This is a genomic window from Streptomyces sp. BRA346 (assembly GCF_052851135.1).
This window is the reverse complement of the sequence record NZ_JAIWIH010000080.1, coordinates 1-12371: the sequence shown is the minus strand read 5'-3', so window position 1 is coordinate 12371 and position 12371 is coordinate 1. Positions and strand designations below refer to the sequence as shown.

The window sequence follows — 12371 nt, the reverse complement described above, 5'->3', positions numbered from 1 at the left end:
GTTTGCCGGTGGTGTAGGTCCAGGTCTGGCCGGCTGCGCCGGTGCAGTCCCGGAGCTGGGTCTGGGTGCCGTTGGTGGTGCCGGCGCCGGGGACGGTCACGCAGCGGCCGGACTGCGCGCCCACGATGGGGGCGCTCTGCCCGGGCTCGATCGGTGCCGCCACCGCGGTGGCGCCGACGGCGACAAGCACCAGGGCGGCGCCCAGTGCGGACAGCCGTCCGTACCGGCGGGGCCGAGGTATACGAAACACCATGGCGGTTCCTCACCTGTTCGTAGGGTGGGATGCCCGGCGCGCGACCGCGACGGGCATCCCGTCCGGACGGGCTAGACGGCGGTGAACCGCCACTGCTGGTTGGTGCCGCCGTGGCAGCTCCATTGCAGGAGTCGTGCGCCGTCGGCCGTCGAGCCGCCGTTGACGTCGACGCACAGTCCACTGGGAAGGTTTTTCACCGTGTACACGCCCACCGTGGTGGTCGGTGTGACGAGGAACTTCTGCGGGTTGCTGTTGTCGCAGGTGGACTGCTGCAGGAACGCGCCCTGGGCGGTGGACCCGCCCGTGACGGCGAGGCACTTGTCGCTGTGCACCGCCTTCAGGTGGACGGCGCCACCGCCGGCGTCGACGGCCTGCCACTTCTGGTTGTTGCCGCCGGTGGCCGGCCACTGGACGATCTGGGCGCCGTCAGCGGTCGAGGCGTCGCTGACGTCCATGAACTTGCCGCTGTGCTGCGCCGCGACCGTCCAGGTGCGACCGGCCACGCCGCCACCGCCGCCGCTGCCTGGTTCGCCGACCCCGTTGCCGCCGAAGGTGAGCGAGTCGAGGTCGAACCAGTTGTTCGAGGTGCCCTTGAACACCAGGTAGAGCTGGTGCGAGCCGGCGAGATCGGCAGTGTTCACCGCCGGCGTGGACCGGTAGTCGTTCCAGCCGCCGGTGCTGGGCACCGGTGTCGTGGCCAGGAGTGTGCCGGTCGGGGAGTCGGCGCGCAGTTCGATCGATCCGCCGCCGCTCGGCGACGACAGGCGGTAGCTCACGCTCGTGATGCCCGACAGGCTCATCGGGTTGAACGCGATCCAGTCGTTGTCCGAGATGTCGCCGACCCGCTTGCCGCTCTCCGCGCCGGCCTGCTCGACGACCCGTACACCAGACTGGTCCGTGGAGAACTCGGCCTGCTTGTGCTTGGGCTGGAGGATCGTTTGAGCGTAGCCGGTGAGCGGGTTGGCACCGCCGGGGCCGCCGTCGTCGGTGTAGCGGGCGTTGAGGACGTAGTACAGGTTGGCGCCCTCGGGGTGCCCGCCGAGCAGCTTCGTGTCGATGGTGCCCGAGCACCCGGGGTAGTCCGTGGTCTCGTGCTGGTGATCGTCGTGGCCGAGGGCGGGGTTGACGAACACCTTGGCGCAGTCGATGGGCGCGCCGCCGGGGTCCGAGACGGACACCTTGTACGAGACGCGGTCGCCGAAGTCCAGCATGCCGCCGTCGGGCGGAATCGTGAGGGTGACGATCGGCGCGGTGTTGCCCACGGTGATCGGCACGTTGGCGAAGGCCGACTTGCCGGTGTTGTCGGTGACCTTGAGCTGGGCGGTGTAGTTGCCGTTGGCGGTGTAGGTGTGTGACGGGTTGGCCGCCGTGGACGTGGCGCCGTCGCCGAATGTCCAGTGGTAGCTGAGCGTGTTACCGGGATCCGGGTCCGTGGACCCCGCGCTGCTGAACTGCACGGTCAACGGCGCGTTCCCGCTGGTGGGCGTTCCCTTGGCCTTGGCGATCGGCGCCCGCCCGCCCTGGTTGTAGTCGATGCGGTAAAGACCCGAGTCGTTGTTGCCACCGCCGAAGTTGTTGCCCCATTCGAGCAGGTACAGCGAGCCGTCGGGCCCGAACTCCATGTCCATCGGCTTGAGGAACTTGCTCGCGGGCATGAAGGAGTTGGTCCGGGTGACCGCGGTCGCGGAGTCGAAGTGGACCTCCTTGACGGTGTGGCGCGACCACTCGTAGAAGAAGTGGACCCCGTCGTAGTAGGGCGGGAACTTTGTCTCGGACGGGTTCGCGGCGTCGTAGCGGTAGACCGGTCCGCCCATCGGCCCCGAGCCGCCGGAGCCGAGTTCGGGGAAGTTCGGCGAGACGCCGTAGCCGTACCACATGTTCGGCGCGACGATCGGCTTGAGGCTGGTCAGGCCGGTGTTGTTCGGCGAGTTGTTGACCGGCGCGTTGCAGTTGAACTTGGCGCCGACGACGCGGGTGTCCGGGTTGTAGGGCGCGTAGGCCTGGTTGTCGCCATGGCAGAACGGCCAGCCGTAGTTGCCCGGGGCCTTGATGACATTGAGCTCGACGAGCCCTTCGGGGCCGCGGTTCGTCGCGGGCGGGTTCCGGTCCGGGCCGTAGTCGGCGAGGTAGACCCACCCGTTGTCCGGGTCGATCGAGAAGCGGAACGGGTTGCGGAAGCCCATCGCGTAAATTTCCGGCCGGGTCTGCGCTGTGCCTTGCGGGTAGAGGTTGCCGGCCGGGATGGTGTAGCCGCCGCCCGCCGAAGGCCGGATGCGCAGGAGCTTGCCCCGCAGGTCGTTGGTGTTGCCGGCGGTGCGGGCGGCGTCGAGGTTGGCCTTCCCCGGTCGCCAGTCCAGCGGGGCGTAGCCCTGCCAGTTGGAGTCGAGGTTCGGTGGGACGTCGTCCCCGGTGCCGATGTAGAGGTTCTTGTCGGGGCCGAACTCGATGTATCCGCCCGTGTGCCCGGGCTCGGCGAACGTGCGGTCCCGGGTCGCGGGGATGTCGATGATCGTCACCTGGCTCGACATGTTCAGGGTGTCGCCGGTGAGCGTGAACCGGGAGACCCGGTTGATGTCGTTCGGGACTCCGGCCGGGGAGTGATACAGGTACACGTAGCCGTTGTCGGCGAAGTCGGGGTCGAGCGCCAGTCCGGTGAGGCCGTCCTCGCCGCCGGTGTAGACGCTGAGCGTGCCGGCTGTCACGGTTCTGTTCGTGGTCGGTTTGAAGATCTTCAACTGCCCGGCCCGCTGGACGTAGAGCACCCGCCCGTCCGGGGCGACCGCGAGGGCCATCGGGTCCGCGGTGTTGTCGTCGAGGGTGCGCTTCTCGAAGTTGCTCCACACGGTGCCGCCGCAGTCGCCGGGCTCTTTGCCGGCCGCCCACTTGACGCCCCCGAGGACGTGGTTGCGGAAATGGGTCTCGCTGTAGGCCGCGCTGGTGTGGCCCATGCCGGTGGCCCACACGCGGCCGCCGCCGGTGTTGCGGCACCAGGAGATGGGGTGGTCCGGCCCCATGGCGCGGGGGCCGGGGTTGTACGTGCGCTCATCCGCGGTGACCAGGACGTGGACGTCGCCGCGGGGGTTGCGGTCGAAGTTGTACCACTCCTCGCTGCGGTTCCAGCGGTCCGGCAGGCCGGCCGTCGACGGGTGCTTCTTGTCCGCGACGATCGCGGTGCCGGACAGCACACCGGGGGAGTGCTCCGGCATGTGCGCCCCGCCGTTGATGGTCTGGTCCCACCACGGGTACTCGTTCTCGATGCCCATGTCGGTGGCGTTGTGGACCGCGACGATGCCTTTGCCGCTGGCGAGGTAGCCCTCCACCGCCTGACGTTGGGCCGCCGTGGTCCACACCATTCCCGAGGTCTGGAACATGATGAGCACGTCGAAGGTGGCGAGGTTTGCCGGGGTGAAAACGCTCGAGTCCTCGCTATGGACCAACTCGAAGTTGTTGGCCGCCGCCTGCTCCCGGAACATCGTGAGGCCGGCAGGGATGGAATCGTGCCGGTAACCGGCCGTCTTCGTGAAGACCAGGGCTCGGAAGGCCGGCGCCGCTGACGCCGGTTGGGCGACGACGAGCGACAGGAGCACACTCGCGATCACCCCGAAGACAAAAATGATGCGACGCATGCCGTCTCCTATTTCGGCGGAGCAACGATGCCATGACCACGGGCACGTGCCGGCCGCACCTCCGATGCGCCAGAGTGCCCGAGTGCGTCGTAGGCACGCGTGTGCCGTCAGCTCGTCATCCGTCCGCCATGACGGCCAGTCAAATCCCTATGCGAGCAAGGGGAGTCACACCAGATGCGACCGTCTCCCGTGGTCTGCCGGCCAGCATGCAGCGGCGTATCGCAACAGTCAATATGAATCGCGTGCGGCCGATTCCATAACACATTTTGCGCATCAACCGTCGTTGGTTCGGCGCGCGACTGTCGTCGGGCTGATTCCATAACACATTTTGCCCATCAGTGTTCGTGGTTCGGCCCGCGACTGTGGACAGGTCGATTCGATAACAGATTTTGGCGTCTCAATCGCTGTCGACTGATCGCCGGTCCACATTGAGCAGTTCGAACGGCGAAACGTCCTACTGTGATGTCCGGTGGTATTGCCAGGCGCTCATCGAGGCATTTACCCTCGGGGCCGCGATGTCGCCATCGCGTCCGGCGAAAGTACGCGGCTATTCGACGACAGCTCGCGGGCAGGAGCTGTCATCCCATGCCGGCCGTACCCGAACGATTCAGTTATCGGTGACGCAATCCTGCTGACGACGCGAATGCAGAGGTTCCCACGATGTCTGGCCTGCCACCGTCGCCGCTGCTCGCTCTGCGAGGCATCGGCAAGTCGTTCCTCGGCGTGCGGGTGCTCGATGACATCGACCTCCAGGTCCGGCCGGGCGAGGTGCACGCGGTCGTCGGCGAGAACGGCGCCGGCAAGTCCACGCTCATGAAGGTGGTGTCCGGCGTCCACCAGCCCGACGAGGGAACGGTCGAGTTCGCCGGCGCACCGCGGACGTTCCGCAGCCCGCGTGAGGCCCAACAGGCCGGTATCGGCATCGTCTACCAGGAGCTGACCCTGCTGCCCGAGCGCACCGTCGCGGAGAACGTCTTCCTGGGCCGCGAGCCCCTGCGCCGCGGGCTCGTCGACCGCAGGGCGATGCTCAGCCACAACGCGGAGCTCCTCGCCTCGATCGGGGAGGGCTCGTTACCGCCCCACACGCGCGTGGGACGACTCGGCGTGGCGCGACAACAGGTGGTCGAGATCGTCAAGGCACTCGCCCTCGACGCGCGGCTGCTCATCATGGACGAGCCCACCGCGGCTCTCGCCGACCACGAAGTCGTCCAGCTCTACGCGCTCGTGCGGCGGCTGCAGGAGCACGGGATGGGCCTGCTGTACGTCTCGCACCGCCTCAAGGAGGTCTTCGACCTGTCCAGCCGGATCACCGTGCTCAAGGACGGCCGGGCGGTGGCCACCTTGGACACCGCGGACACCAGCCCTGATCAGCTGGTGCGCCACATGGTCGGCCGCGAGCTGTCGAGCTACTACCCCGACCTGGCGAAGCCGCGGGAGCTGGGCCCGGTGCGGCTGACCGTCCGGGGCGGAGGCAACCGGAAGCTGCGCGGCATCGACCTGCGGCTGCGCGCCGGCGAGGTGCTCGGCGTCGGCGGCCTGCAGGGCTCCGGCCGGTCGGCGTTGGCCCGCGCACTGTTCGGCGCCGCACCGTTCAGCACCGGCCAGGTGACCGTCGACGGAGCGCCGGTCCGGCTGCGCTCGCCCCGCGCCGCGATACGGGCCGGTATCGCCTACGTCTCCGAGGACCGCAAGGGCGAGGGGATCGTCGCCGAGCAGTCGGTGCTCGCCAACGCGCTGCTGGCCGGCCGCGCCGTCCACCCGGGCTGGGCCGGCCGCGGTGCCCGGACCGCTCGGGTCCGGGAGCTGCTCGCGGCCGTTGAGCTTCACGCCGCAGGGGAGGACCAGGAGATCCGTTTCCTGTCCGGCGGCAACCAGCAGAAGGTCGTGTTGGCCAGGTGGCTCGCGCTCGCCCCGAGGATCCTGCTCTTCGACGAGCCGACCCGGGGCATCGACGTGGGCGCCAAGTCGGCGATCCACGATCTCGTCCGCCGGCTGGCCCTCGACGGCGCCGCCGTGCTGATGATCTCGTCCGAGCTGCCCGAGCTGCTCGGCATGAGCGACCGGATCATCGTCATGCGCGACGGCCGGATCGCCGGCGAGCTACCCGCCGGCGCGACGGAGGAGGATGTCGTCGCCCTGGCGGTCGGCACCGCGCGGGAGGCCGGATGAGCGGCGCGCTGTCCCTGCCGGCCCGGCGGACCCCGCCCGGCGTGTTCGTCGCCCTGGTGCTCACCCTGGCGATCGGCTGGCTCATCGTCACAATCGATGGCGGCCGGCTGTTCAGCCTGCCGACGACGGTGAGCCTGCTGCATGTCGCCGCCGGTCTGGGCCTCGTCGCGGTCGGCCAGACGCTGGTCATCGTCGGGGGCTCGCTGGACCTGTCCGTGGCGTACGTGGTCAGCCTGAGCACCCTCGTCGCCGCCGAGACCATGGCCGGTGACGACGGTGCGCTGCTGCCGGCGATCGGCCTGACGCTCGCCGTCAGCGCCACCATCGGCCTCGTCAACGGCCTGCTCGTCACCACAGCGCGGATCAACCCCTTCATCGCGACCGTCGGCGTCGGACTGCTGCTGAAGGGATACCTCGACAACGGGTACGACGGCCCAGCCGGCAAGACCGCACCCGCCCTGGTGCAGGGCCTGGGGTACCAGCGCATCGGCCCGGTGCCGCTGTCGTTCCTGCTGCTGCTCGCCGTCGCCGCCGCGGCCTGGTTCGTGCTGGCGCGCACCCGCTTCGGCCACCACCTGATCGCCGTGGGCGGTGACCCGGAGGTCGCCCGGCTCTCCGGCGTGCGGGGCAGCCGGGTCCTCGTCACCGCCCATGTGCTGTGCGCCCTGTGCGCCGGCCTCGCCGGGGTCTACCTCGCCAGCCGGCTCGGCGCCGGCGCACCGAGGGTGGGCACCGAGGGACTGTACGACCTGGAGTCGATCGCCGCGGTGGTGCTCGGCGGCACCGCCCTGGCCGGCGGGCGCGGCGGCGTCGTCGGCACGGTCGGCGGCGTGCTGCTGCTCGCGAGCATCGACGCCATCTTCAACCAGCTCGAGGTCGACGTGTTCTTCAAGCAGGTGATCCGTGGCGTGATCATCATCGCGGCGGTCGCCGTCTACGCCCGCCGGGCGATGCGAAAGGCGTCATAGCATGCAGATCGCGCGCCCACTGCGGCTCCTCACGTTCCGCTCCGGCAGTCTCGCACCGATCATCGTGATCCTGGCGGTGTTGCTGGTTCTGCTGACCGCCCGCCAGCCGGACTTCCTCTCACCGCCGTCGCTGATGTCGTTCCTCGGCCGCTCCGCGCCGATCATCCTGCTCGCCGCCGGCCAGTACTTCGTGATCGTCTCCGGCGAGCTGGACCTGTCCGTCGGCTCTCTGGTCACCGCGCAGGTGGTCATCGCCGCCCGGCTGATCGACGGCGATCCGTCGGCCGGCTGGCCCGTCGTCGTGCTCCTGCTCGCGTTCGGCATCGCCGTCGGCCTCGTCAACGGCCTCGTCACCACGCGGCTGCGGGTGCCATCGTTCATCACGACCCTCGGGATGTTCCTGATCCTCGTCGGTGCCGTGTACCTGTGGTCCGACGGTGCCCCGAAGGGCGGCCTCTCCGAGGAGTTCCGCCGACTCGGCCGGTCGGCGTTCGAGGACGTGCCCGCGCTGGGCCGGATCCCGTACGCCCTGGTCATCCTGCTGGCGGCGGCCGCTCTGGCGCTGGTGCTGACGCGTTCGGACTTCGGCCGCACCCTGGTCGCCGTCGGCGGCAACCCGCGGACCGCCGAGCTGAGCGGCGTGCGCGTGTGGCGCGCCAAGACCATGGCGTTCGTCCTCAGCGGACTCGCCGCCACGCTCGCGGCGGTCCTGATCGGCGGGTACAGCGGAGTGTCGTTCCAGGCCGGTGCCGGCCTCGAGTTCGGCGCGATCACCGCGGCGGTCCTCGGCGGTGTCGCTCTGGGCGGAGGCCGCGGTTCGGTCGTCGGCGCGATGCTGGGCGCGCTGACCCTCGAGACGCTCTTCACGCTCATGAACTTCTACGGCGTCTCCGGCGCCCTCGAACCGACCGTCCAGGGCGCGATCATCCTGCTCGCCGTGGCGGCGGCGTCCTTCCGTTTCCCGTCCAGATAAAGGGGATCCAGTGAGGCATTCCATGACGGTGCTGGCCGTGAGCACCTTACTGGTGCTGGCCGGCTGCGCCACCGACGAGCCCACCACCGGTGCATCGGGTTCGCCCTCCGCGAGCACCGGGTCGGGCACCGGGGAGCAGTCGAGGTTCTTCGTGCAGGCCGACTACGACAAGCAGCTCGCGCTCCTGGACGCCGCGCCCACCGGGCCGGCCGGCAAGCCCTGGGAACAGGCGCTCAACCCGGCGATGGTGGAGACCGCGAAGTTCACGAAGCCCGGACCGTACAAGATCTGCTTCTCCAACGCGGGGCTGAACAACCCCTGGCGCCAGGTCGGTTTCAAGACCATGCGGGCCGAGGTCGACACGCACCGCGGCCGGATCTCCGAGTTCGTCCACGTCGATTCCGAAGGCAAGGACCAGAAGCAGATCGCCGACATCAACGACCTGCTCGGCAAGGGCTGCCACGCGCTCATCGTCTCGCCGAACACCACCGCGACGCTCACCCCGGCCGTGAAGGCCGCCTGCGAGAAGGGCCTGCCGGTCATCGTCTTCGACCGCGGCGTCGACACGAACTGCCCGGTGACGTTCATCAACCCGATCGGCGGCTACGGATTCGGCCACGTCGCGGCGGAGTTCGTCACCCAGAAGATGAAGCGGGGTGGCAAGGTGCTCGCCCTGCGCATCCTGCCCGGCGTCGACGTGCTGGAGACCCGTTGGTCCGCGGCGAAGGTCGCCTTCGACAAGGCGGGAGTCGACGTCGTCGGCGTCGAATTCACCGACGGCGACCCGGCCAGGACGAAGAAGATCGTCAACGACTACCTCCAGCGGTACGGCACCATCGACGGCGTCTGGATGGACGCCGGGGCGGTCGCGGGCGCGGCGGTCGAGGCGTTCGAGGACGCCGGCAAACCCGTGCCGCCGATCAACGGCGAGGACCAGCTCGACTTCCTGAAGCTGTGGAAGGACAAGAAGCTCACGGCGATCGCCCCGACCTACCCGACCTACCAGTGGCGCACCCCGATCATCGCCGCGCTGAAGATCCTCGACGGCGAGCAGGTGCCGAACCCGTGGAAGCTGCCACAGCCGACCATCACCCAGGACAACCTGGACGAGTACGTCGACCCCACCATGCCGCCGCTGCACTACGCGATGTGCGGCTGCACCGACCTGCCCGGTTACCCGCGGCGCTGGAAGTAATCCGGTGTACACCATCGGTGTCAACCCGTGGGTCTGGGCCTCGCCGGTCGACGACGAGGCCATGGCCGAGCTGGTGCCGCGGATCGCCGCGTTCGGTTTCGACGCGGTCGAGCTGCCGATCGAGCAACCCGGCGACTGGGACCCGGCCCGCACCCGGGACTTGCTGGCGGCGTACGGCCTGCGCGCGGTCGGCGTCTGTGCGGTCACCTCGCCCGGACGTGACCTCGTGAACGCCCCGCCGGAGGTCGTCGCCTCCACCGTGGCGTACCTGAAGACGTGTGTGGACACTGCGGTGGCCGTCGGCGCGCCCTGCGTCGGCGGCCCGGTCTACGCCGCGGTGGGGCGGACCTGGCGCATGTCACCGCCTGAGCGCGCGGCCTGCTACGCGGACTTCCGCCGCGCCCTGCGGCCCGTGGCCGACCACGCGGGGGAGCGGGGCGTGAGCATCGGCGTGGAGGCCCTCAACCGCTATGAGACGAGCGTCGTCAACACGGTCGAGCAGGCGGTGGAGCTGATCGACGGCCTGCCCGCGAACGTCGGTCTCATGATCGACACCTATCACATGAACATCGAGGAGGCCGACCCCTACGAGGCGCTCGTCACGGCTGGTCCGCACATCAAGCACGTCCAGGTCAGCGGCACCGACCGCGGCACCCCGGGGGCCGACCACTTCGACTGGCCACGCTTCCTCGCCGGCCTGGCCACGACCGGCTACGGCGGCGCGGTGTGCATCGAGTCGTTCACCGCGCAGAACGAGGCCATCGCCACCGCGGCCTCGATCTGGCGGCCGCTCGCCCCGTCGCAGGACGCCCTCGCCCGTGACGGGCTGTCCTACCTCCGAACCGTCCTTCGCGGACTGGAGAACGCTCCCTTGACCGGGCGATAGGGGTGGGGTCGCTCTTGCCGTCATCCCCTTCGGCCCGGGAACCGCCCTGAGGAGAAAACATGTCCACAACTCTCATGCTACGAAGGCGGCTTCTGGCCGGAGCCGCCACAGTCGGTTTGACCGCGACCGCTGTGATGGCGTCCCCCGCGCCAGCGTCCGCAGCTCCCCGCACGGTGTACGTCTCGCCCTCCGGCACCGGCACTGACTGTTCCAGCGCGCGGCCGTGCTCACTGACAGCCGCGCAGGCGGCGGTGCGATCGCTCAACGACGACATGTCGGACGACATCGTGGTGCAGTTGGCCGACGGCGTGTACCGGCTGGCCCAGCCCTTCCGGCTGACGGCGGAGGACTCCGGCTCAGGCGGTCACACGGTCGTGTGGCGGGCCGCCCCGTCGGCGCGTCCGGTGATCACCGGTGCCCGGGCGGTCACCGGCTGGTCGGTGGCCGACGCGGCCAGGAACATCTGGCGGGCCGATGTGCCCGCCGGTCTCGATACCCGGCAGCTCTACGTCGACGGCGCCGTCGCCACCCGGGCACGCACGCAGGTGAACAGGGCCGATTTCACGGCCTCCAGCGCCGGAATGAGGTTCTCGGGCGGTGCGCTGAGTTACCTGAACAACCTGGCCGACCAGAGCCGGATCGAGGTGGAGAGCGTCAACTCCTTCACCGACCGGTACTCGCCGGTGCAGAGCATCAGTGCGAACTTCATCACGATGCAGCAGCCGGCGTGGAACAACAACAACTTCGGCTACGACACCCTCATGCGGCCACACCGGGCCGGTCCGTTCTACCTGTCCAACGCGTACGAGTTCCTGGACTCGCCCGGCGAGTGGTACCTCAATCCCACGGCCGGAGCCTTGTACTACATCCCCCTGGCCGGGCAGAACATGAGCAACGTCAGCGTGGAACTGCCGACGCTGCAGTCGCTGGTGAACGTCGGGGGCACGTACAGCGAGCAGGCGCACCACATCACGTTCAGCGGGATCACCTTCACCGGTACGAGCTGGCTGGGCCCCAGCAGCAACCAGGGTTACGCGGACCAGCAGACCGGCGCGTACATCGCCGGCAACTGGAGCTGGCCGGGCTTCGACTCCTGCCACAACGGCTGCACGCAGTTCGAGGCCGCCCGGCCACACTGGCTGCAGATGCCGTCCGCCGTGCAGATCTCCGCCGCCAACACCATCACCTTCAGCGACTCCAAGTTCGTCAACCTGGGCCAGACAGCCATCGGTATCGGCAACGACGCCAACGCGCACGCCAGCGGCGTCGGCCTCGGCGCCCGCGACATCACGGTGACCCGGTCGGAGATCGCCCGGAGCTCAGCCGGTGGCATCCTCGTGGGCGGCGTGCGCGCCGACGCGCACCACCCCGGCGACCAGCGCATGGTCAACAGGGACATCACGATCAGCAACAACCGCATCCACGGCCTCGGGGCGGACTACCGGGGCATCGTCTCCGTCCTGACCACGTACGTCACCAACAGCACCGTCGCCCACAACGAGGTCTACGACATGCCGTACTCCGGCATGTCGATCGGTTACGGCTGGGGCGCCAACGACGCGGGCGGCAGCAACCACTATGCCAACCGCGGCCTGTACAACTACCAGCCGCGCTACACGACGCCGACCACCGCGTCCAACAACCGGCTCATCGGCAACTACATCCACGATGTCATGCAGCAGATGAACGACGGTGGCTGCATCTACACGCTCGGATGGAACCCGAGCGCGCTGATCAGCCGGAACCACTGCCTGCGGACCAACGGACACTTCGGGCTGTACTTCGACGAGGGCTCGAAGTACTACACGGCCACCAACAATGTCTTCTCGAACACCGGTACGTGGGCGACGGCCAACTACTGGGGCGGCGAGAACATGGGGAACTGGACCGTCACCAACAACTGGTCGACCAACGGCAGCACGAACGTGACCAACGGGGACCGCGGCAACGTGGTCTCCGGCAATGTCACGGTCACCAATGGCAACTGGCCTTCCGGTGCCCAGGACGTGATGGCGTCCGCTGGACCGCAGGGCACCACCCCACCGCCGCCTCAGCAGATCGTGGGCGCGCAGTCCGGCCGCTGCCTGACCGTCCCCGGCGCCGGCACCACCAACGGCACCCAGACCCAGCTCTGGGACTGCACCGGCGCAGCCGGCCAGACCTGGACCTACACCACCGGCAAACACCTGACCCTCTACGGCGACAAGTGCCTCGACGCCAGCGGAGGCGGCACCACCAACGGCACCCCGGTCATCATCTGGGACTGCAACGGCCAGAACAACCAGCAATGGAACGTCAACC

General features: G+C 69.0%; 8 protein-coding genes. 6 read left to right on the top strand and 2 right to left on the bottom strand.

From position 1 onward, the window contains the following. A partial coding sequence (locus LCH29_RS42795) for an RICIN domain-containing protein (protein WP_446467090.1) occupies positions 1–253 on the bottom strand: 253 nt, incomplete at its 3' end. Positions 254–324: 71 nt separating this feature from the next. After that, positions 325–3879 carry a ThuA domain-containing protein gene (locus LCH29_RS42790; RefSeq protein WP_446467089.1) on the bottom strand — a complete coding sequence of 1185 codons (3555 nt, stop codon included), beginning with the start codon at positions 3877–3879 and terminating at the stop codon, positions 325–327. A gap of 660 nt (positions 3880–4539) precedes the next feature. Between LCH29_RS42790 and LCH29_RS42785 the strand changes: the two genes are divergently transcribed. From LCH29_RS42785 to LCH29_RS42760, 6 genes are all read left to right on the top strand, one after another. Next, positions 4540–6048, top strand: a complete 1509-nt coding sequence (locus tag LCH29_RS42785; protein ID WP_446467088.1) for a sugar ABC transporter ATP-binding protein — start codon at positions 4540–4542, stop codon at positions 6046–6048. After that, a complete protein-coding gene (locus tag LCH29_RS42780) occupies positions 6045–7016 on the top strand; it encodes an ABC transporter permease (RefSeq protein WP_446467087.1) in 972 nt (323 codons plus the stop codon). Before LCH29_RS42785 ends, LCH29_RS42780 begins: the two co-directional genes overlap by 4 nt. 1 nt (position 7017) lies before the next feature. Then, positions 7018–7989, top strand: a complete 972-nt coding sequence (locus LCH29_RS42775) for an ABC transporter permease (RefSeq protein ID WP_446467086.1) — start codon at positions 7018–7020, stop codon at positions 7987–7989. 22 nt (positions 7990–8011) lie between these two features. Next, positions 8012–9184, top strand: coding sequence for a substrate-binding domain-containing protein (locus LCH29_RS42770; RefSeq protein ID WP_446467092.1), 1173 nt, complete (start codon positions 8012–8014; stop codon positions 9182–9184). 4 nt (positions 9185–9188) lie between these two features. Continuing rightward, the gene (locus tag LCH29_RS42765) at positions 9189–10070 is read left to right on the top strand and encodes a sugar phosphate isomerase/epimerase family protein (protein WP_446467085.1); all 882 of its coding nucleotides are present in this window, start codon (positions 9189–9191) and stop codon (positions 10068–10070) included. A gap of 134 nt (positions 10071–10204) precedes the next feature. Next, positions 10205–12371: ricin-type beta-trefoil lectin domain protein (locus tag LCH29_RS42760; RefSeq protein ID WP_446467091.1), on the top strand; the 2167-nt coding region annotated here is incomplete at its 3' end.